The sequence below is a fragment of the Paenibacillus sp. FSL H8-0034 genome (assembly GCF_038000305.1).
Lineage (GTDB): Bacteria > Bacillota > Bacilli > Paenibacillales > NBRC-103111 > Paenibacillus_S.
Genome location: NZ_JBBOBS010000001.1, coordinates 5,693,599 through 5,713,837, shown reverse-complemented (window position 1 = coordinate 5,713,837; position 20,239 = coordinate 5,693,599). Strand labels below are relative to the sequence as shown.

The 20,239-nt window shown below is 42.8% G+C and carries 24 protein-coding genes; 22 read left to right on the top strand and 2 right to left on the bottom strand.

Annotation, left to right across the window (positions count from 1 at the left end; all coding sequences use genetic code 11):
• Window positions 1–28: 28 nt before the first annotated feature.
• The 4 genes from NST47_RS25890 to NST47_RS25875 are packed head-to-tail and all read left to right on the top strand — an operon-like array spanning window position 29 to window position 2,956.
• Entirely contained in the window at window positions 29–1,120 is a 1,092-nt protein-coding gene (locus tag NST47_RS25890; RefSeq protein ID WP_144026670.1) for an amidohydrolase family protein, read from the top strand.
• The gene (locus tag NST47_RS25885) at window positions 1,117–1,473 is read left to right on the top strand and encodes a Rieske (2Fe-2S) protein (RefSeq protein ID WP_341157707.1); all 357 of its coding nucleotides are present in this window, start codon (window positions 1,117–1,119) and stop codon (window positions 1,471–1,473) included. The genes NST47_RS25890 and NST47_RS25885 overlap by 4 nt, the downstream gene beginning before the upstream one ends.
• 29 nt (window positions 1,474–1,502) lie before the next feature.
• Entirely contained in the window at window positions 1,503–2,579 is a 1,077-nt protein-coding gene (locus NST47_RS25880; RefSeq protein WP_341157706.1) for an amidohydrolase family protein, read from the top strand.
• Window positions 2,576–2,956, top strand: a complete 381-nt coding sequence (locus NST47_RS25875) for a Rieske (2Fe-2S) protein (protein ID WP_341157705.1) — start codon at window positions 2,576–2,578, stop codon at window positions 2,954–2,956. The genes NST47_RS25880 and NST47_RS25875 overlap by 4 nt, the downstream gene beginning before the upstream one ends.
• A 215-nt stretch (window positions 2,957–3,171) precedes the next feature.
• Here the strand turns inward: NST47_RS25875 and NST47_RS25870 are convergent, their stop codons facing one another.
• On the bottom strand, window positions 3,172–4,218 hold the full coding sequence (locus NST47_RS25870) for a phosphatidylinositol-specific phospholipase C/glycerophosphodiester phosphodiesterase family protein (RefSeq protein ID WP_341157704.1): 1,047 nt from the start codon (window positions 4,216–4,218) through the stop codon (window positions 3,172–3,174).
• Window positions 4,219–4,643: 425 nt separating this feature from the next.
• Between NST47_RS25870 and NST47_RS25865 the strand changes: the two genes are divergently transcribed.
• From NST47_RS25865 to NST47_RS25790, 16 genes are all read left to right on the top strand, one after another.
• Window positions 4,644–5,663 (top strand): metallophosphoesterase family protein, encoded by a 1,020-nt coding sequence (locus tag NST47_RS25865; protein WP_341157703.1) that lies wholly within the window; start codon window positions 4,644–4,646, stop codon window positions 5,661–5,663.
• Window positions 5,664–5,675: 12 nt separating this feature from the next.
• Window positions 5,676–6,242, top strand: coding sequence for a hypothetical protein (locus NST47_RS25860; RefSeq protein ID WP_341157702.1), 567 nt, complete (start codon window positions 5,676–5,678; stop codon window positions 6,240–6,242).
• Between the two features lie 40 nt (window positions 6,243–6,282).
• Window positions 6,283–6,654, top strand: a complete 372-nt coding sequence (locus NST47_RS25855) for a hypothetical protein (protein ID WP_341157701.1) — start codon at window positions 6,283–6,285, stop codon at window positions 6,652–6,654.
• 95 nt (window positions 6,655–6,749) lie between these two features.
• Window positions 6,750–8,192 carry a hypothetical protein gene (locus NST47_RS25850; RefSeq protein ID WP_341157700.1) on the top strand — a complete coding sequence of 481 codons (1,443 nt, stop codon included), beginning with the start codon at window positions 6,750–6,752 and terminating at the stop codon, window positions 8,190–8,192.
• 32 nt (window positions 8,193–8,224) lie between these two features.
• A complete protein-coding gene (locus tag NST47_RS25845) occupies window positions 8,225–8,683 on the top strand; it encodes a hypothetical protein (protein WP_341157699.1) in 459 nt (152 codons plus the stop codon).
• A gap of 32 nt (window positions 8,684–8,715) precedes the next feature.
• Entirely contained in the window at window positions 8,716–10,128 is a 1,413-nt protein-coding gene (gene melA, locus NST47_RS25840) for an alpha-galactosidase (protein WP_341157698.1), read from the top strand.
• Window positions 10,129–10,472: 344 nt separating this feature from the next.
• The gene (locus NST47_RS25835) at window positions 10,473–11,588 is read left to right on the top strand and encodes a tyrosine-type recombinase/integrase (RefSeq protein ID WP_341157697.1); all 1,116 of its coding nucleotides are present in this window, start codon (window positions 10,473–10,475) and stop codon (window positions 11,586–11,588) included.
• Between the two features lie 144 nt (window positions 11,589–11,732).
• The gene (locus NST47_RS25830; protein WP_341157696.1) at window positions 11,733–12,158 is read left to right on the top strand and encodes a hypothetical protein; all 426 of its coding nucleotides are present in this window, start codon (window positions 11,733–11,735) and stop codon (window positions 12,156–12,158) included.
• A gap of 264 nt (window positions 12,159–12,422) precedes the next feature.
• Window positions 12,423–12,677, top strand: coding sequence for a hypothetical protein (locus NST47_RS25825; RefSeq protein WP_341157695.1), 255 nt, complete (start codon window positions 12,423–12,425; stop codon window positions 12,675–12,677).
• Entirely contained in the window at window positions 12,674–13,063 is a 390-nt protein-coding gene (locus tag NST47_RS25820; RefSeq protein WP_341157694.1) for a retropepsin-like aspartic protease, read from the top strand. The genes NST47_RS25825 and NST47_RS25820 overlap by 4 nt, the downstream gene beginning before the upstream one ends.
• A gap of 145 nt (window positions 13,064–13,208) precedes the next feature.
• Window positions 13,209–14,141, top strand: coding sequence for a hypothetical protein (locus NST47_RS25815; RefSeq protein ID WP_341157693.1), 933 nt, complete (start codon window positions 13,209–13,211; stop codon window positions 14,139–14,141).
• 224 nt (window positions 14,142–14,365) lie between these two features.
• Complete coding sequence (locus tag NST47_RS25810) at window positions 14,366–14,818, top strand: hypothetical protein (protein ID WP_076237697.1); 453 nt, start codon at window positions 14,366–14,368, stop codon at window positions 14,816–14,818.
• A 243-nt stretch (window positions 14,819–15,061) separates the two neighbouring features.
• Window positions 15,062–15,541, top strand: coding sequence for a GNAT family N-acetyltransferase (locus NST47_RS25805; RefSeq protein ID WP_341157692.1), 480 nt, complete (start codon window positions 15,062–15,064; stop codon window positions 15,539–15,541).
• A gap of 224 nt (window positions 15,542–15,765) precedes the next feature.
• Entirely contained in the window at window positions 15,766–16,215 is a 450-nt protein-coding gene (locus tag NST47_RS25800; protein ID WP_341157691.1) for a WapI family immunity protein, read from the top strand.
• A gap of 251 nt (window positions 16,216–16,466) precedes the next feature.
• Entirely contained in the window at window positions 16,467–17,288 is an 822-nt protein-coding gene (locus tag NST47_RS25795) for a class I SAM-dependent methyltransferase (RefSeq protein WP_341157690.1), read from the top strand.
• A gap of 48 nt (window positions 17,289–17,336) precedes the next feature.
• Complete coding sequence (locus NST47_RS25790; protein ID WP_076237696.1) at window positions 17,337–18,521, top strand: hypothetical protein; 1,185 nt, start codon at window positions 17,337–17,339, stop codon at window positions 18,519–18,521.
• 196 nt (window positions 18,522–18,717) lie between these two features.
• Here NST47_RS25790 and NST47_RS25785 read toward each other — a convergent pair whose 3' ends face one another.
• A complete protein-coding gene (locus NST47_RS25785) occupies window positions 18,718–18,927 on the bottom strand; it encodes a hypothetical protein (RefSeq protein ID WP_076237702.1) in 210 nt (69 codons plus the stop codon).
• A gap of 155 nt (window positions 18,928–19,082) precedes the next feature.
• On the opposite strand from NST47_RS25785, the gene NST47_RS25780 reads away from it, so the two are divergent.
• Window positions 19,083–19,406 carry a helix-turn-helix domain-containing protein gene (locus NST47_RS25780; RefSeq protein ID WP_341157689.1) on the top strand — a complete coding sequence of 108 codons (324 nt, stop codon included), beginning with the start codon at window positions 19,083–19,085 and terminating at the stop codon, window positions 19,404–19,406.
• A gap of 328 nt (window positions 19,407–19,734) precedes the next feature.
• Window positions 19,735–20,187 (top strand): GNAT family N-acetyltransferase, encoded by a 453-nt coding sequence (locus tag NST47_RS25775; RefSeq protein ID WP_341157688.1) that lies wholly within the window; start codon window positions 19,735–19,737, stop codon window positions 20,185–20,187.
• Window positions 20,188–20,239 lie beyond the last annotated feature (52 nt).

Below are 20,239 nucleotides of genomic sequence, written 5' to 3'. Positions count from 1 at the left end.
ACAACTCCAATAAAGGATGGGACTCATAATGGGGAATAAATCATTAATCGTCGATGCCGATGTGCACAATGGAATGAAAAGCTTGAACGAGCTGCTGCCATTTCTCCCAAGGGTATGGCACGAGCAGTGGCTGGAGATGGGGATTGGAGCGGCTCGGGTCTATTATTCAGCAGTCGGCGGAGCCATGAAGGATGCGGTCCCGGAGAATGGTGGCGGACAGGGAAGTGACCCGGAATTTATGCTGAAGCACCTGCTTGAGCAGTATCATATCGACTATGCGATCCTGAACTCCGGAATTGAAATCTCCTTATACCCGGACCCGGATTATGCCAACGTGGTTGCCTCCGCCTGGAATGATTGGATGTCGGAGCTGTGGCTTAAGGCTTCACCGAAGTTTCGCGGCTCGATTCTGATCAATAATACAGACCCGATTGCTGCTGCCAAGGAAATTGACCGAATGGCTTCCAATCCGAATATGGTGCAGGTGGTCATGACGAGTGCATCACGGATGCTGCTCGGTCAGCGTTTTTTTCATCCGATTTATGAAGCGGCAGAACGTAATGGGCTTCCTGTAGCCGTTCACCCAGGTGGTGAAGGACGTGGGATTTCCCCGTCCCCGACGAACTCAGGATATCCGACACGTTACTTTGAATGGCACAACATTTTACCTACTGGCTATATGGCGCATGTGAATAGCCTGGTTTGCGAGGGTGTATTCGAAAAATTCCCGCAATTAAAATTTGTTGCCATTGAAGGGGGCATATCCTGGCTGCCTCACCTGATGTGGCGAATGGATAAGAATTTCAAGGCGCTTCGATCCACCGTGCCTTGGTTGAAGCGTCGCCCTTCGGAATATATTCGCGAGCATATTTATTTGACAAGTCAACCGATTGAAGAGCCGGATGATCCCAAGGAGCTGCTGCAAATTTTCCAAATGATCGGAGCCGATAAACGGGTGATGTTTTCAACAGACTATCCGCATTGGGATTTTGATAACCCGATGATGGCGCTGCCGCCGATGCCGCGTGAAATGAAAAGGCGTGTGATGGGGGAAACCGCGCAGGAGTTATATCGATTACCTGCTCTTGCGGCTGAAGTGGAGGAGGTGCATGAGTCTTGAATCCATATTTTGCAGCCTCTGAGGAAGAAGTTATGGCACTAGGTAAAAAAATCGTCGTCATCAAAAATATGGAGATCGGGATTTTCTATGTGGGTGGCCGTTTCTATGCGTGGCGCAATCTGTGCCCTCATGCTGCTGCACCGGTGTGCAAAGGGTTAATTAACGGAACCACGCTGCCCAAGGACGTCTACGAATATGAATTCGGGTATGAAGGCCAAATCCTGCGCTGCCCTTGGCACGGATGGGAATTTGATTTGACCGATGGTCGTCATCTGGCACCTGATTCCAGCGCCAAGCTGCGGGGTTATGAGGTTAGGGTAGAGGATGGCAGTCTGTATCTAATGATGTCTTGAGATAAAACCTGATACGAGGAGTTAACTGTATGAATAAGAGAGTTATTGTCGATATTGATGTTCATCACGCATTGAAGAGCAGTGACGAGCTGCTTCCCTTTCTGCCCAGAACGTGGCACAACGAATGGAAAGCGATGGGAGTCATTCCCGCACACTATTATTCTCTGATTGGAGCGTACAGGAAGGATGCCTATCCGGAGTCCGGGCCACCGGGCAGTGACCCAGCTTTAATGAGGAAACAGCTTCTGGATGAAAATGGTATTGATTATGCGATTCTGACAACGGATGCGATCAATATTTCGGTGTATTATAATCCCGATTATGCCAATGCGGTTGCTGCTGCTTACAACGAATGGACAGCTGGTTATTGGCTCCAAGAGGATTCGCGCTTTAAAGGCTCGATCCTCATTAATAATAGCGACCCTGTAGCTGCTGTAAAGGAGATTCATCGCTGGGGCGATCATCCCGATATGGTGCAGATTGTGATGCCAAGCGCCTCGCGGACCTTGTATGGACAACGGATTTTTCATCCGATTTATGAGGCTGCCGAGCAGTATGGACTCCCGATAGCGATTCACCCTACTGCCGAGGGGAGAGGGATTGCACCGGAGCCTACCAATGCCGGTTACCCGACCAGATACATGGAATGGCATGCAGGCTTAAGTCTCAGCTATATAGCCCATCTGATTAGTCTGGTTTGTGAAGGCGTATTTGAGAAATTCCCGGACTTTAAGCTGATTGGTATGGAGGGTGGAATATCCTGGCTGCCTAATGTGATATGGACGTTGGATAATCACTACAAGTCGCTGCGATCCTCGGTGCCTTGGCTTACCAAATATCCGTCTGAATACATTATGAATCAGGTTTATTTAACGACCCAACCTTTGGAGGAGCCCGAAAAGAAAGAGTATTTTCTGCAAATTCTGGAGATGATCCATGCGGAGAAAACGCTGCTCTATTCCTCGGATTACCCGCATTGGGATTTTGACGCGGCCAAGACCGTCGAATTAAGTCTTCCGAAGCATTTGAGAGCACCTGTTATGGGTGAAACTGCACTGCAGCTGTTCGGTTTGAAACGACCTGTCGGCAAGGAGGCGGCCGAATGAATCGCCATTATATAGCTACGCTGCAGGAATTACGGGAAGCAAGGAGCAAGCTGGTCGTCCTTGAAGGGCAGGAGATCGGGGTGTACGAGGTTGAAGGTGAAGTCCATGCCTGGCGAAGCGTCTGTCCTCATCGGGGAGTAAGCATATGTAAGGGGTGGGTCGGCGGTACCAATCTGACCTCTCAGGTCTACGAATATCACTATGACAGGGATCAGCAAATCTTGCGTTGTCCCTTGCATGCCTGGGAATTTGATCTCAAGACTGGACAATTTTTACTGGATGCATCGGTTAAGCTCAAAAGGTACGAAACAATAATCGAAGAGGACCGTGTATATGTGGTGACAAGCTCGAAGTCTGGATCTGGAATACCATCGTAGAGGAGGGACGGAATGCAGCAGCAACAGCTTGATTGGCATAAGGAATTGCAGCGGAGCGGCTATAGGGTCGTGTTTCAAATGGGGATGGGACTGCTTGCCCAGCTAGGAGCAGCGCTGAATAAGCCCTTGTAACTGAAATAACTTGAATGCCATACAAAAACGAAAGAACCTTCCCCACGAAGTAGAGTGGATCGGAAGGTTCTTTGGCTTATACTTTAGTTATTAAACAGCTGTCCCAGCAGCAGCTTTATCTTTTCCCATGTCGTTGGGGCAGGAGCGACTGTGGACTGTCCTGTCACCGTATCAGCTGAAGCTGTTGCAAGGGAAGGGTCCTGAGTTGCAAGATTTGCAGCGGAGTTCTCGGCATCGGTCTGACCGGCGGCAATCAAGGGTGCTTCGTCAATTCCAAGATCCTTATAGCTAAGGAAATCCGTGTAGACCCCATGAACGCCCATTCTCATCAGTTTTTTCACATCTTTTACCTTATTCAAGGAATGGACGTAAGTGACTACACCGATATCGTTCAAATCCTTGATGAAGGACTTGGTAGCTCTTTCCTCAGGCATAGCAACCACATGTACATCATGTTCTTTTACATATTGAACGACTTCAGCTGGCTCCATGGAGGTCAAATAGAGCGAAAATATCACATGTTTGAAAGGGATAATCTCGCGAACTATATCCAACATTTCCGGAGAATAGATTTCGGGAATAAAACGATCAAGAATCGTTGGATCAACTCGATTGGCTATATCACGTATCGTGGTGAACTGCTGCTTGACCAGCTCGGGATCGGTTTCCTTGGTGTCGGTAATAAAGTAGACATCTGGATACTTTTTGCTCAAGCGGGCAACGTCGGCAAAAGAAAGCGGTGTGTAGTTTTCAAGAATTTTATAGCTTTTGAACTCTTTAAGCGTTAGCGGCTCCTCCAGCTTGTTAGCAGGTATATCCTGCTCGAATTTGGTAGCCAGATAGCCCATCCAATCATGACGGGCGGCAAGCAGGCCGTCCTTGGTAATCGAGAAATCAACCTCGAACAACCGCTGCCCTTTATCATAATTCGTTTGGAAAGCTTCAAGGCTATTGGTGTAATCGACCCCATCAATACCTCCAAGGGCATGGGCGATTAAAGGGAAACGGGTCCAATCCTCATTCACAGCAGGCTCTGCAGCAATAGCGGGAGTCACGGGAATCGCTTGTGAGGATATCAGGATCGACAGTAACAGTGTAAATGGGATACATGCTTTTAATATGTGTTTCATATCTTTCTCCACCTTTCTTAATGGTTATAACTCTTATCCGATTGTATTGCTCTTATCTCTCTCTGCGGTCTTCGTTAATTGTTATTACCCATTTGAAGCGCAACTGTATGGATTAAATCGCGAAAGTAACACATTTTACAAAACTTTTACAACTGCATAGGGTGTTTTCCTCTCTGAAAACTTACGCTTCTTTCAGCATAGCAAAGCAGATTGAACGTTAAGTGAAAGTCCGCTGAATGTCTACTGAATAGAGACTGAATGTTTGCTGAATGCGGTAGTCAGCTTGAATCACCAATTTCTGAAGAGCCTTATTCTTGGTAGGGTACGGAAAAATGTGTTAGTATAAAAGGAACTTTGACATGTGATGAAGCTGTATTCAGCAGGCTTGGCCCTCGCGGTTGAATATGGAAAGGAAGTGCAGCAGCATGCATACGAATCCTCGTGAAAACTGGTTGATAATTATTAGAACTATCAGATTCGTCTGGCTGATCGTCGGACTAGTCCTGCTGGCAGGATGCTCGTTTGGAGCGCCAGCCGCTAATCCTGAGCTCAATAATGGACAACCATCAAAGCCTGATACAGCACAAGTCACGCAAAAGCCATTTCGATTTGTTGTGATGGGAGACAGCCGCGGGTCGTCCAATGGTATTAATGAAGTGACGCTGCGCAGTCTTCTGGAGAAGATCAAGGGTTTACAACCTTTGCCCGAATTTCTGATGTTTACCGGGGATCAGGTTGTTGGTGGCTCTGACGTTGGCAAACAGCTGGGAGCATGGTCTCGGCTAGTCGGTGATTATTTTCCGATGACCTCCGTCTATCCGGCACTCGGCAACCATGAGCATGATGAAAAAATATTTTCAGAAGCTTTTTCGATGCTGCCTAAGGAGCAGCTTCCCGGCTATGGAAAGACGGTGTATGCGTTTGATTATGGCAATGCCCGTTTTATTACATTAAACTCTGATCGGAAAAACGCCGCAGGTCACTATGTTATTGATGAGCAGCAGCGGACGTGGCTGGAAAACCAGCTGAAAGCTAGCGGCAATAAACATATATTTGTACAATTCCACGTACCGGCTTATCCGATAGGCGCCCATTTGGGAAGCTCTTTGGATGCCGAGCCTGCTGAACGGGATGCACTTTGGTCGCTTTTGGATAAATATAAGGTAACGGCTGTGCTCGTTGGCCATGAGCATAACTATAACCGTAGAAAAGTGGACGCAAGCTTTGACGGCAATGGGTACCATTTTGACAACACAATTTATCAGCTGACGATCGGTGGAGCAGGTGCGCCTTTGTATAATGGAGGCAAGGAAACCAAGCAGGTCGTGGTAGGCCCCAAAGCAAGCTATCATTACATGGTTATCGATATTAATGGAAATAAAGCAACCTTTAAAGCTTATGATTTACAACAAAATGAAATTGATTCGTTCACAGTTGAGCGATAGGAGCGTTGAAGCATGAAAATAGGTCCACAGTTCCGGGACTTGGCGGTCGCACAAGGGTTTATTGCGGTTGTCTTGTTTCTACTCATCCCGCTTGCCAACGCATTTGGCGGACCGAGTGCTAATCGAATAGCAGGTATCCTGCATGGCGTAGGTGCTTCTATGACGCTTCTGGTCGCTACCTATACGTGGCATGCCTACTATATGTATGTTCGTGGAGCGCAGGGAGCACGATTGAAGCTGGAGTGGCGGCTGCTGGTCACCAATCTTCTGGTGCTGCTGACCGTCATTATCGGTAATTGGTTGTATATCGGCTATCAGTCGCCAGAAGGCGCTGCCGAGTGGTTTAAGCTGCATCTGCCATTCGGCCATTGGGTAGTTATGGAATATAAAGAGTTTGTCTCGCTGATGGCGATTCCCTGCGGAATTACAGCGGCTGTATGTCTGCGGAGGTTTGCTTCCAGTGGCGACGGTGGTCGCGAGGTTCGTTATGCAGTTGGTGTCCTGCTGTCGATGATGTGGCTTACTTTACTGATCGGATTTGTATTTGGGTTGGTACTGTCCAAATGGAAGGGTGTCTGATGAAATGGATACGGTGTACGATGAAGGAGAGCTTGATGACATGGTAACAAAAGGAGGCAGCACATCGCCTCGTTCGGGTGAAGTCGTTGCGGGTATGCTGGCGGCTTTACTTGGTATGGCTGCTTTGACGGCTGCCCATTGGTGGAGTGCGGCTGATCCTGCTGCGGCCAATGTATGGCTGCTACGGTTAAGCTCCTGGCTGCCTGGTGGATTGCGTATTGGTCCCTACGGTGGCAAGGAAATCATAGCGCTCACTGTCTGGCTGGGAAGCTGGCTAATATTATTCATTACACTCAAATGGTTTGAGCTGCGTTTGCGGTTCTGGACGGTGTTGTTTACGATCGGAATGATGATACTTCTTGTGCTGCTGTGGCCGCCTGTGTATCACAAAATTTATGGTTGGCCGACTTGATTGACCTGGACGGGTTGATCCTTATGAATGGGTTGCCGTCGGTTAGGCGGAATTTATATATAAATAGCTATTGAGCAGGTCAGGAGATGTCAGATATGAAGAGCCGTGAAGAGCGTATTACAGATAAGATAAATAAACAAGGCGGCTATCTGCTCACTTTGCTGTGTCTGTTACTGTTTCTCATTCTGCTTGGGACCCTGTTAGGGTCAAAACCACCTGTTGCGGGTCGATTTGAATCGAGTCCAGCGGCCGAAAGCCCGGTGTGGACGATGGCCTATTTACAGGATGAAGGCGCGGCTTATGTGGATACGTTAAGCGAACAAATGAAGCAGCATCCCGATGTTTTGCTTTTTGCCGGACCCGCGGCTTTGGCTGGAAAAGTGGAGCGCTCCGGAGCAGTTCCGGCTCCCAGAGCATTTTTCCCGGTTTGGGATGGGTCGGCTACAGAGGCGAACATGGCTGTACGTTTCGCTCATATCCCTGAGGAGCAGCTGACTGGTTATGGCAGGACCGCTTATTTTGTTGATTATGGCGAAGCGCGGTTCTGGTTTCTGAATGCGGAGCGTCTGGAGACGGAGCCAGCCATTCAGCTGGCTTGGTTGAAGCAGACAGCGGAGCATAATCCGCGGCTGCATCGGGTCGTGCTCCTGAACAAGGAGCCGATGCAGCCTGAGGTTTGGAGCGGGCTCGCGGCTAGCGGCGCCGAGCTTGTATTGAGCGGCGCGAAGGCTTACGCGCCGGAGGCTGCTGTAACCGAACGGCCGCAGGCCGGTTACAGCAGCACCTCCGCCCACCCGGGGTGGGCGGAATGGACGATGAGTAGCCCCGCAGGCGGGCTGCTCATCGTCCAGGGCAGCGGCAGCCGGCTGGAAGCGGCGGCTGCGGGCAGCGCCGGTCGCGCAGCGGACCGGCTGGCACTCGATGCAGCCGGACTGCGTCAATCGGCTGCTGTGCAAGAGCGCGCGTCGATTAGTATCGGCGCGATGTGGAAGTACCACGCCGGCGGTCCCGACGTGCGCACCGTGCTCCCGCAGGGTCTCGACCTGACCGGCGAGCAGCCGCTCGTCGCCCAGAGTCCGCTGCCTCGAGAGGATTGGCGCAGCGCAGCCTATTCCGATGCGCAATGGGGCTGGTCGCGTGCGCCCTTCGGACGCTCCCGGGAAAGCTTGGCAAGCAGAAGCATTGCCACAACGCTTCCGGCACAGGCTCAATCGCCAGCCTACTATTTTCGTAAAACCTTTGTAGTTGATGAAGATCCCGCGGACATGAAGGATTGGATACTGAGAGTAGCATTTGAGGATGGCTTTATCGCTTATTTGAACGGGATCGAAATTGCCAGGGATTCCATACGGGAGGGGCTGGTTGATTACCGATCAGTGGCCATTCCCCATCAGGGCGGGTTATTTGAAGACTATCCACTCACGAATCAAAGAAATGTGATTGTAAAAGGCTTGAATACGCTCGCCATTGAGGTGCATGGCAGTCATCCGCAGACACCTGAATGGTGGTTTGATGCCAGTCTGACGTACCGTAAATAAGATGCGAAGAAACCGCAGGAAGGGAGAAGCTTATGAGTAACCGAAGAGCTGGATATAGATTTACATCTTCTTGTATGCTGCTGCCCTCATCAAAATCCGATAAGCGGAGAAGCCTTCGTCCTGCGGTTATTAGGCGGATGTGTATCTGGTTTGCCCTGCTGCTCTTATTGTTGGTGCTGAACGCCTGCAGTTACTTGCCTAACCAGCGAAGCATCCACCATACAGACTTGCAGGCGGCTCTTACCTTCTCCAGTACGAATATCATGATCGACAATGGCAATGATTTTGTCTGGAAAGGAGTTACATTACGACTCAATAATGAGTATGATTTAACGATAGAACTGATGCCGCGCGGCATTACGAGTGTGTCTCTGGCTGATTTTCATAACGTACACGGACAGCCCTTCAATCCGCAGAGCATGACACCGCATCAGTTGAATATACAGGCTCAAGCCGGATTCGAAAATAAGCCGGGCAGCTTTAATTGGTAACCAAATGTACAACCACCGGGGAGGAAATCCGAATGAGAAAAATCGCAATCATCGGTGCAGGAAGCATCGTTTTCTGCAAAACATTAGTTCTGGATATGATGGCGACAGAAGCACTGGAGGAAACAACCTTTTATTTGATGGCACCTTCCACTGGCAAAACGTCACAAGTGGAAGCGTTCGCAAACCGCGTGATCAAGGAAAACGGCTTGAAATCAAAAATTGTCATTACGACAGATCGTCGCGAAGCGCTTACTGATGCCCATTACGTGATTTGCTCATTTCAAATCGGAGGTTTGGATGTATACGAAACGGATTATACGATACCTCTTCGATACGGTGTGGATCAATGTATCGGGGATACGTTGGGGCCGGGAGGCATATTTCGGGCCATGCGCAGCATTCCGGTTATACTCGAAGTCGCACGTGAGATGGAAGAGCTATGTCCGCAGGCAACAATGCTGAATTACGTGAATCCGATGGCAATGGTATGCTGGGCGCTGGGTGAGACAAAGGTCAAATTCGTCGGGCTGTGCCACGGCGTACAAACGACTTTGGATTTAATATCCGGTTACGTGGGTGTACCTAAGGAAGAGATTGATTTCTTATGTGCAGGTATTAATCATATGGGCTGGTTCACGAAAATTGAACACCGTGGCAATGATTTGTACCCGATCCTGCGGGAGCGGTTTGAGCAGCCTGAGTTTTATGTCAATGAAAAGGTGAGGGGAGAGGTATTCCGCCATTTTAATTATTTTATGACCGAATCGACGGGGCATCTATCCGAATATGTGCCCTGGTTCCGTAAAAATGCCAAGGCACTGGAGCTATACTGCGACGAACCAGCATTCGGTGGTGAATCCGGCGCCTACTACAACTGGTGCAAATACGTATACAGCAAGTATGGCGAGCAGGATATATTAGCAGGTGAATCCTACAATCTTCCGCCGCGCAGCGTGGAATACTGTGCCTATATCATTGAAGCTCTGGAAACGGGTAAACCATTCAAATTCAACGGGAATTTGCGAAATAACGGAATGATTACGAATCTGCCTGCGGATTGCTGCGCCGAGGGTCCAATTTTTGCTGACCGCAATGGATTAAACCGTGTCGTTATAGGTGATTTGCCACCACAATGTGCAGCATTAAATTTGACCAATATTAACGTCCAGCGGTTAGCGGTGTTGGCAGCCAAATCCGGTGATCCGGAAACGCTCGTTCAGGCTTGTGCCCTTGATCCGCTCACATCGGCTGTGCTGACGTTGAACGAGATAAGGGAGATGGTTTCGGAAATGCTCGAAGCGCAGCGTGCCTGGCTTCCTCAATTCGCAGGACGATCCGTCCGCCAAACACCTTCCATCCATATTCCGGCAAATGTACAGCGAGCTAATGTCCCGATTGATCCGGCTCTAGCTGTTATTTCACGGTTTGGTGAGCTTTCCAAATAAAAGCCAGTTATGCAGTGACCGGAGTGTTTCACAAAGCTTTCTCTATACCTTATGATATCAACAGAAAGACACTAGCGTTGCATCAAATCGCTTAACAGGTCGTCGAGCTTACGCCTCTCACGTTGTTGCGAAGAAAGCCATAATCTAAACTTATTTGTCATGCAACAATTGGTTAGAATGAACATCTCTTTACGACAAGTATCCGCAATGATATTATATTATCTTTTACAACTTAAATCGAACCGAAAGCATCGGGGGGTTGCAAAGTCTATCAGAGACTTTGTGAGCCTCCTTTTTCATTTCCATATTTTACAATGATTGATATAATGGAAAGGCGGGTCATGATGGAGATATCCTTATCAAAACGCAATGAAACGACTTTGGCGGTAAAATTTATCATCTTTTATAAAGATGGCATTGCTAAGATTAAGAATGTACCTGGTAGAAGATGGATTCCCGAAGAATCTATCCGGTCACTGCCTTATACATTGGAAGTGATTAATCAGCTATTGATGACCTTTAAAGACTGCAAATTTTATGTAGAACCACAATTGTTAGAGGAGTGCTACTTGCTTCAATCCTATGAACAGGTAAATATTTCTGATTCATTATCTAATGTATCTCAGTGGGATTCTGTCCTGAGGCAAAGCTTGAAAGATGAATTACTTCTCAGGGGTTATAGTTCAAAAACCGTCAAGGCCTATTTGGGCCAAGTCGAACGTTTTTTCAATTACTTTAAGAAGCAGGATATGTTCTGGAATCATCAAACAATTCATAACTACTCACTATATTTGTTACAAAAAAATTGCTCTCATTCCTATGTAAATCAAGCAATCAGTGCGATTAAATTTTATTTTCAGAAGGTTCTTAAACAAATTGAATCAACACCATATATTAGACCCAAAAAGGAACATAAACTTCCAAATGTTTTATCCCTCAATGAAGTTATGCTCATTTTAAAAGCCATCCATAATTTGAAACATAAAGCCATCTTATATTTAACTTATTCTTCAGGATTACGAGTGAGTGAGGTCGTGCGTTTACGATTGCAGGATTTTGATCAAGAACGTAAAACCCTACATATTCGTCAAGGTAAAGGACGAAAAGACCGGCTTACCCTTCTATCCGATACAGCTTTAGAAGTGTTTCTCCGCTACTATCAGCAAGAAAAACCCGAAATATGGATGTTTCCAGGACAAAACAAGGAGAAGCATCTGACGGAACGCTCGGTGCAAAAAATCTTTGAACAAGCTTTAGTTTCGTCAGGAGTAACAAAAAAAGTTAGTGTACACTCGTTGCGACATTCATTTGCCACTCATCTACTAGAAGGAGGTATCGATATTCGCTACATCCAAGAACTGCTGGGTCATCGAAGTACTCGGACCACCGAACGGTACACACATGTAAGTATAAAAGATGTCAGACGTATCAAAAGTCCTCTTGATCAAATTGATGACTGATTTAGTCTGTCTTACACAAAACCGTCACAAATTGTAATATTCCCGAAGTTCGCAAATACTATAAAACAAGATTATTTTACGAAGTTCGCAAATAAAACGTTATAGGAAATAGCCGAAAGGCAAAGAAATAAGGGAATGAATTGTATGATTCGTCAATTCTCAAGAAGCCTCGAACTTCAAAACATTTTAAAAACTATTAAGACAGATCCATTTAGTTACTCCGATGAGGAAATAATTACTCAAGTAGATAATTACTTGCCAAGTTACAACTGTGAAGGAGCTGCTCGTGGTTATTTCTCAATTATTTCACATATTTGCTATTACAGATCTGATCTCGATAAACCGTTAATGAAACTAGCTGTAAAACCTTTATATTACTTAGGAATCTCTGATCCAGATAGTCAAATTAAATGGGTTCAATCCTATGTCAAAGAGAGAAAAATATTTGAAAAAAACTATGAATACTATACTTCTAGACAAGGAAGAAAATGGATAGTGAATGAATTGAAATTTAAGCATGAATTAATCGGAAATATTATTAAAGAGATAGATCTTGAAGATAGCTTGTGAGTATTTCAAGTAGCGGCTACTTCCTATAACACCGCATTCACGCTGCGGCTCCTAACGGAGCCCCGGTCTGCCCGAGGTTTTTTCGGAGAAGTAATATCAGGCAGACAACCCTGCGAGGCTAAGTCCTGACGGACCCAGTCGCTGCGCTCCTTTAAGCCTCTCGGGTTCGTGAATACACAGAACGTTATATGAAAGTCCACAAAGGCTGAAAGTTCTAAAGATATGATATAATTTCTTTATAAGCCTAAGAAATGAGGTAGAGCCATGAATTGGGAAACTTTAAGAAACCATTTTCCAGATCAGTGGGTACTTTTCGAAGCAATAGAAGCGCATTCTGACAATGGCAGAAGAATGGTTGATCGAATAGCATTGATTAATCAATACGAAGAAGGCAAAGATGCTTTGAATGAATACAAACTAATTCATAAGACAGAACCTAACCGGGAACTATATGTTGCTCATACAAGTAAGACAGAATTAGAGATAATAGAGCGTAAATGGTTAGGAGTTCGGATATGAATACAGCAATTCAGCTTTCAAATAGCGATTTACCTTTTATTGGGACTACGGTGTATTACAATAATCAAAGCATAAGATTACCTCAGGTATTGATTGATACAGGATCCTCAAGTACGATCTTGAAATTAGATATAGTAGAAGAGATTGGATTGACTGTAGAACTCGAAGATGTCTTAGGAACAATAAGTGGCGTAGGCGGAAGTGAATTCGTCTTTTTTAAGACTGTAGATGCAATTGAAATAAATGGATTTAAAGTTGAGAATTTTCAGGTTGACATAGGGACGATGAATTACGGGATAGAAATTGATGGAATTATTGGGATGGACTTTTTGTTAAAGGCAAAAGGGATAATTGACTTGAATGAATTAATATTAATTTGTAAGTAATGCAGGAGGTGTGGACCTTCGTATAACACCGCATTCACGCTTCGGGCCATTCGGCCCTCGGTCTGCCCGAAGCATTTCAATGTAGAATATCAGGCAGACACATCGCTCCCCCTAAGATAAGAGCTATCTAAGGGGGAGCGACGTCGTGAATACAAGAATGTTATATGAAAGCAGGGAAGAAACTATTGGGGGGGTATTCTGGGTGGCAGTTCTATTTTATACAATTGTAAGTTGCTTTCTTGGTGTACTACTCTACATTGGAGTAACTAGATGGTTTAGGATAAACCACACACATTTTCAATATATACATGAAAATTTAGTGATCTTTATACTTACATGCATTGCTATAATGCTTATTACTTCATTTGAGTTTGTTGATGTGAGTCAAATGAATGTAATTATTCAACTGGTATATGTTATTTTAGTGTTTATATCTCTTATTTTTTTAGTTGTTCAAATTATTAGGTTTTCTGCGAGTAGATCGTCATTTGAGAGTCTTATATTTATTCCACAAACCTTATTTATACTGGTTATTATTGGTCTTGGCTTTGTGGCTGCAGTTATAGAAATTTTAAACAGAAGTAATGAGACTGCCTTCTATGTAATTATTTTCTTTCTGATAGTATATTCATTTCTACTTGTGGAGGAATTTCGATTATTAACAGGTACTGGCACTACAAGAGTTCCAGCTATCTGGAGATTTGTACTATCAACATTCTGTATTTATATTTTATTAAATGGATTTATTCTAATTACGTTTGGTTATTTTAATTTGAAATATAATCTTGCTTCCTTTTCTCTAGATGCCAATAAGGCTAATATAGCACAAACAATGCTAGCAGGTGGTTCGTTTTTCTTTCAGTTTCCCTCATTAGAACAAGATCAAATAATGAATAATTCGGAGGTTACTTTATACGCATCGATATTACAATATTTTATAGGACTTTTCGTGAACATTTTAATTTTACCCTTTTGCATTTCATTTTTCTCATCTCGAATGACTAGTTCTAACATACAAAATACATTATTACTTGAACTAGATAATACTGAATACAATAATATTGGTGAAGGAATTTGAGCGAATTCAAGAAGACCCTGCCATCATATAACACCGTGTTCCCACTGCAGGGCTTACGCCCCTTGGTCTGCAAGAGGCTTTTCGAAGAAGTGGATTCAGCAGACACACCTGCACCGACTAACCGTGTCGCGGCCAGCCCTTCGGGCTTTAAGTCGGTGAGGCGTCGGGAACACAACAACGTTATATGAAAGAGTCTAAAGAATATTATTTAAGGACTGATTTAAATGAATCGACCATGGAAGAATACAAGCAGTTCAAATGATTTTAATTACATTGATTTTCATGATTCTGTAGTACTTTCATTTGAGAACACTGAGAATATTCTTAATTTATATATAGAAGCAGTAAATATTTTAGCAGAACATCCCTTAAACCCACATTCAGTTGCTAAACGAGTTGATGAAAGTAAGTTAGAATTTATTAATATTAATTTAGTGGAGTCTACTCTCTACAAGTATGATACAGAGCCTATGAAAGCAGATTTAACAATACTTACTGAAATGGAAATACTGAAATTTGAAATGTTATTAAACAATAAAGTAAAGATATTTGGTGAGGCAAGTACTCAATATAATAACTATTTTTGTGAGATTCTCATCGAAGCAGACGAATATAGATTTTCATGGAATGAGTTTATCTCAGACGCTTGGTTTGTAAATTGGAATAACATTAACTAATAAAACATTTGCCAGCCAAATCACAGAAGAGACTCCTTCATATAACACTGTATCTACGCTGCGGCCTGGCGGCCTTGGTCTGCAAGAGGGATTTCGATGAAGTTAATTCAGCAGACAACCCTGCACTGCCTAACCGCATCGCGACCAGTCGCTCCGCTCCTTTAAGGCAGTGAGGGTTCGTAGACATCCAAACGTTATACGAAACCATGAAGTAATATTGAATATTTTGGAGGTGCCTCTTCGATGTTTCAATATAGGGATGTAAGACATGAAGATTTTAAGATCATAGCTACTTTTCCTCAGAACCAGGAAGATTTATTTTATATGTTTCCTAAGGGAATTTATCCAATAACTCCAGAACAACTTGAAGAAGTGGCTTTAATCCGATTTTCACCAACTGTAATTTTATATCAAGATCAGGTAGTTGGATATTGTAATTTTTATAAAGCTGATGAAGGAAAAGACTGTTGGCTTGGTAACGTAATAGTTAATCCTGAATATAGAAAAATTGGAATAGGGACATATCTAATTCAAATAATGAAAAACAAGGCAATCAATCATTATAAAGCTCAAGAATTAAAATTAGTTTGTCATAATACTAACACTATGGCATTGTTGTTTTATTATAAACAAGGATTTAAACCATTCGATATGAATCTAGTAGAAGATTATAAAGGAGATCAAATAATTAGAATAATTATGACAATAAAACTTTGTGAGTAACTCATGATGGCTTCGTATAACACCATATTCACACTGCAGTCGCTACGCTCCCTTGGTCTGCCCGAGGCATTTCGGGGAAGTGGTTTCAGGCAGACAACCCTGCGAGGCTAAGTCCTGCCGGACCCAGTCGCTGCGCTCCTTTAAGCCTCTCGGGTTCGTGAATACAAGAACGTTATAAGAAATTCCCGCTAAAGACAATAGTTCAATTGAAGTGAGGATTTTAAATGAACCAATTTCAAATATATGGTGAGAATAATCAATACTTGATTATTCGATTAATTAAAATTCATGGATTTCCTGATGCTACATGCTATTCAGGTGGCTATGGTGCAGAAGGTTCAATAATAATTAAGAGCGGAAGTTACTCAGCTTTCGGTTCCTTATGGATCTCAACAGGGGAAATATTTATATTTAAGAATCAACTTAATGAAATATTTGATAATTGTAGTGGAGAAGCAAAATTAGTTAATAGCGAAGTTGATTTTGAAGTGAGCATTAAAATAGAAAATAGAGGAAGGGTAATCATTGAAGGTAGATATAAAGAATTTCCATCAATTGATAATGAATTAATATTCTTTTTTGAATCTGATCAAAGTTATATAGTAAAAACTCTTGAAGAACTAAATGAAATAATTTTGAAATACGGTGGAATGAAAGGGATTAATAATTATTGAATGTAATTCAGAGAAGGCGGGAACATCCTATAACACCGTATCTACGCTGCGGCCTGACGGCCTTGGTCTGCAAGAGGATTTTCAAGGAAGCATATTCAGCAGACAACCCTGCACAGCCTAACCGCGTCGCGGCCGGACCTTCGGTCCTTAAGGCAGTGAGGGTTCGTAGATACACAAACGTTATCGGAAATCAATGCAAATCTGAGTTTAAAACTGTAGTGTAGTAGATATAGGAAGAAGAAAAATTACAAATGGAAGGTGTATCTATGAAGGGAAAGTATGAAAATGAATTAAGCTTAATTGGCAATGATGAGAATGAGAAAACTCCAGAAGGAAGCGATAGTAACGTTATTCAACAGAAAAACAGTTACTATTGGGATACAAAAGGTAATGAGTTCTTAAAAGCAATCGTGCTTCCTTACTATGGTGCGTTTATTTCAGAGGAAAACTACCAACTTTTTGGCGATATTTCAGAAAAAAAACTATTGGAGATCGGCTGTGGCAACGGTCAATCTATGCAATATCATGCAGAACGTAATGCATCTGAACTATGGGCTCTGGATATATCGGAAAGACAGATAGAGAAGGCAGCACGGCATTTGGTTTCAATTGGTGTATCGGCAAAATTGATCTGTTCTCCTATGGAAGAAGAATGCGGTATACCTGAGGATTATTTTGACTATGTTTATTCAATATATGCCATCGGTTGGACAATCGATCTTGAAGGTACCTTTTGTCGAATTGCTTCTTACCTTAAAAAAGACGGTGTATTTATTTTCAGTTGGTCTCATCCCATACACAGATGTGTTACTGATGATAACGGTAGGTTCTTTTTTCAGAAAAGTTACTTTGATGAAACATGGTATCCAGTAGCAGTTGAAGGGGAGCTATTATTAGCGGACCGTAAACTGTCATGTTATGTGAACGCTTTGGCAAAAGCGGGATTTGTTGTTGAGCAAATGATTGAACAACCGGATGACGATATCATGCATTCGAGCGATAATAACAGTGATAAGATAAAGAGAGCTAAAATGCTTCCTTTAACTTTTGTGATTAAGGCAAGAAAATTATAATATCTGATTGAAACAGCGAAACAAATATTAAGATTGTAGGATGAATCAATGAAGGCATTGACATCCGATAACACCGTATTCAAGCTGCGGGGGGCGAGCCCCCTTGGTCTGCCAGAGGGATTTCAAGGAAGCGGAGTCAGCAGACAACCCTGCGAAGCCACCCAGTCGCTGCGCTCCTTTAAGCTTCTCGGATTCGTGAATACAAGAACGTTATCGGAAATTGAGGCAAATATTAATATTACAGGATGCGATTCAATGAAGAAGATAAAAATAGAAAAATCACCGATACCTATTATCTGGTTAGACACTCTTGCAATTATTGAGATATATAAGACAAAAACAGGAAAATCATTCGATAACAGAGCTCAAAAATTATACGATTTAATTAAATTGAAGGTCGCGGCTGGAAAGCTAATTTGTCCACTAGGTGATCATGAAGAAGAAATAGAGGAAGATCTAAGGGAGGTAACTAACACTATATTGGGTTTGACACTTGGTATCAGATTTAAAGCTAACGAAGATATACAACAGACTCAAGTCATTAAAGCAATAAAACTATACGAAACGAATAAGTTACCTATGCTCACATATAAAGATGCTTTTTATAAAGACCCGTTAGAAGAGATTAAAAGAACCAGTCCATTTATCATATCTGTTGTTATTAATTCAACCTCAGAAGAGATTGGTAGAAGAAAATACACCAAAAAACTAAATTTGGAAGAATTACAAAGAACTAAAGAAAATTATTATATGGATAAAGATTTTTACGAGCAGTTAGAGGATGAGTTGATGGGCCACTATAGCGCAACTAGATATGTGTATGAGACGCTAATGCACAAATCTAGAAATAAGTTGCCATTTACAGAAAGGGAATTTAATCAAATCAATAACATGCTCGCAATACCACTAACATATTGGAAGAGGTATAAATCGAATGGGTTAAATGGATATATTGAGTTTCTTAAATCAGTTGAATATAAGAATCTTCCCTATGTAGATATTAATGCAAGGATGACCGCGGATTTATTTACTTCAAAAAGGAAATTGATTGATAGTGGGGATCCAACTGATATATCAAATATTTCAACATTGCTGCCATTTTGTAATTATGTCTTAACAGATAAAGACCAAATGAACAGAATTAAACGTCAAAATATAGATAAGAAGTACGATACTTATGTTTATTCTATGTCTAATATTGATGAGTTATTTGATAAGTTAGAAAACCTTTAATTCACAATGATTTTGAAAGTAACTCATAGTAGGCCTCAACATCCGATAACACCGTATCTACGCTGCAGCCTGACGGCCCTGGTCTGCAAGAGGATTTTCGAAGAAGCAGAATCAGCAGACAACCCTGCACTGCCTAACCGCGCCACGGCCGGGACTACGTCCCTTAAGGCAGTGAGGGTTCGTAGATACCCAAACGTTAGGCGAAAGTGCTGGAAGGGCGTTTATTTAAGGAAATTGCGAGTTTTAATTGACCGTTTTCTACAATTAATTCAGATTGAAAAGATTTATAGGAAATGCCTTTTATAGATATAAGGTTCACAAGTTCTAATATAAACAGAAGTTGATCTATGTTGGGAACACTGGATTCTAAAGTAGTATCATCAGGTAATAACCAAAGAACATTCATGATAGCACCCTCTTTACTGCGGAATTAATTACACATATTGTGTAAATTTATTTGAATATATCACATTAATGATGTGTAATCAACACTTTTTGTGTAAATCATCAATAATAACAATATTTGTTGTTACAATATCATTGAATGTGAGGTGAAGACATGTGTCCGTACTTTCTGATCGGTTGAAACACTTAAGAGAGGACAAGGGCTGGTCTCAGACATATGTATCAGAGCGGTTAGGAATAAAGCGAAGTAGTACATATGCCAATTGGGAGTATGGGATACGTGATCCGGATACTGAAACATTGGTGAAATTAGCGCAGATATTTGAAGTAACAACAGATTATTTGACGGGAGCTTCCGATATTATACAATTCCCACAATTAGATGAGTTGGATCGGGAGTTATTTCAAGCGATTCGAAGCTTAAGCAAGGAAGATAAAGAATACGTATTAGGATTTATACAAAGAATCAGAAATAAATAACGACTAGAAAGACAGACACCGCTAAGTATTAAAGGGTGTCATTTTTTTATTTATTAGAGTAAGAGATTTTGAAAGTAAACTCAAAGAAGTCAGCACCATCGCCTAACAACACATTCACGCGGCGGAGCCTTACGGCTCCTTGGTCTGCCCGAGGTAATTCAGGGAAGCGAAGTCAGGCAGACAACCCTGCACCGACTAACCGCAGCCGCGGCTAGCCCTTCGGGCTTTAAGTCGGTGAGGGTTCGTGAATGTACAAACGTTATATGAAACCGCCTAACAGCACCCCCCCTATATTTAACCCTTAAATAACTTATAAGAAGGAGCCCTTATGACTAACGTATCTGCTCGATTAATTCATCAGAATGAATTAAGTGAACTTCTAAAATTATACAAGCACATGCATGAACAAGATCCTGATTTAATTTTTGATAATAGACTTGAAGAACTTTGGAATGAAATAATGAATGACAAGTACATGAAGATCATTGTTATAGAGAATGAAGGAAAGATAGTATCTACCTGCGTATTAACGATCATTAAAAACTTGACTAGAAATGCAAGACCTTATGGACTAATAGAGAATGTAGTAACTCATAAAGAATATAGAAAGAATGGGTATGCCCGAATGGCCCTAGATAAAGCAATTGAAATTGCTAAAGAAAATGGGTGTTATAAGGTCATGCTGATGACAGGATCTAAGAGAGAAGAAATACACAAATTTTATGAGAAGAGCGGATTTATTAAAGGATTGAAAACAGGATTTATAAAGAAATTTAACTGATTTTGTGGGAGTACTCAGGGAAGAGGCGGCATCATATAACACCGTATCTACG

Coding starts and splice junctions, on each gene's coding strand:
- NST47_RS25890 (WP_144026670.1), top strand. CDS start 29: ATGGGGAATAAATCATTAATCGTCGATGCCGATGTGCACAATGGAATG.
- NST47_RS25880 (WP_341157706.1), top strand. CDS start 1,503: ATGAATAAGAGAGTTATTGTCGATATTGATGTTCATCACGCATTGAAG.
- NST47_RS25875 (WP_341157705.1), top strand. CDS start 2,576: ATGAATCGCCATTATATAGCTACGCTGCAGGAATTACGGGAAGCAAGG.
- NST47_RS25870 (WP_341157704.1), bottom strand. CDS start 4,218: ATGAAACACATATTAAAAGCATGTATCCCATTTACACTGTTACTGTCG.
- NST47_RS25865 (WP_341157703.1), top strand. CDS start 4,644: ATGCATACGAATCCTCGTGAAAACTGGTTGATAATTATTAGAACTATC.
- NST47_RS25860 (WP_341157702.1), top strand. CDS start 5,676: ATGAAAATAGGTCCACAGTTCCGGGACTTGGCGGTCGCACAAGGGTTT.
- NST47_RS25855 (WP_341157701.1), top strand. CDS start 6,283: ATGGTAACAAAAGGAGGCAGCACATCGCCTCGTTCGGGTGAAGTCGTT.
- NST47_RS25850 (WP_341157700.1), top strand. CDS start 6,750: ATGAAGAGCCGTGAAGAGCGTATTACAGATAAGATAAATAAACAAGGC.
- NST47_RS25845 (WP_341157699.1), top strand. CDS start 8,225: ATGAGTAACCGAAGAGCTGGATATAGATTTACATCTTCTTGTATGCTG.
- melA (WP_341157698.1), top strand. CDS start 8,716: ATGAGAAAAATCGCAATCATCGGTGCAGGAAGCATCGTTTTCTGCAAA.
- NST47_RS25835 (WP_341157697.1), top strand. CDS start 10,473: ATGGAGATATCCTTATCAAAACGCAATGAAACGACTTTGGCGGTAAAA.
- NST47_RS25830 (WP_341157696.1), top strand. CDS start 11,733: ATGATTCGTCAATTCTCAAGAAGCCTCGAACTTCAAAACATTTTAAAA.
- NST47_RS25825 (WP_341157695.1), top strand. CDS start 12,423: ATGAATTGGGAAACTTTAAGAAACCATTTTCCAGATCAGTGGGTACTT.
- NST47_RS25820 (WP_341157694.1), top strand. CDS start 12,674: ATGAATACAGCAATTCAGCTTTCAAATAGCGATTTACCTTTTATTGGG.
- NST47_RS25810 (WP_076237697.1), top strand. CDS start 14,366: ATGAATCGACCATGGAAGAATACAAGCAGTTCAAATGATTTTAATTAC.
- NST47_RS25805 (WP_341157692.1), top strand. CDS start 15,062: ATGTTTCAATATAGGGATGTAAGACATGAAGATTTTAAGATCATAGCT.
- NST47_RS25800 (WP_341157691.1), top strand. CDS start 15,766: ATGAACCAATTTCAAATATATGGTGAGAATAATCAATACTTGATTATT.
- NST47_RS25795 (WP_341157690.1), top strand. CDS start 16,467: ATGGAAGGTGTATCTATGAAGGGAAAGTATGAAAATGAATTAAGCTTA.
- NST47_RS25790 (WP_076237696.1), top strand. CDS start 17,337: ATGAAGGCATTGACATCCGATAACACCGTATTCAAGCTGCGGGGGGCG.
- NST47_RS25785 (WP_076237702.1), bottom strand. CDS start 18,927: ATGAATGTTCTTTGGTTATTACCTGATGATACTACTTTAGAATCCAGT.
- NST47_RS25775 (WP_341157688.1), top strand. CDS start 19,735: ATGACTAACGTATCTGCTCGATTAATTCATCAGAATGAATTAAGTGAA.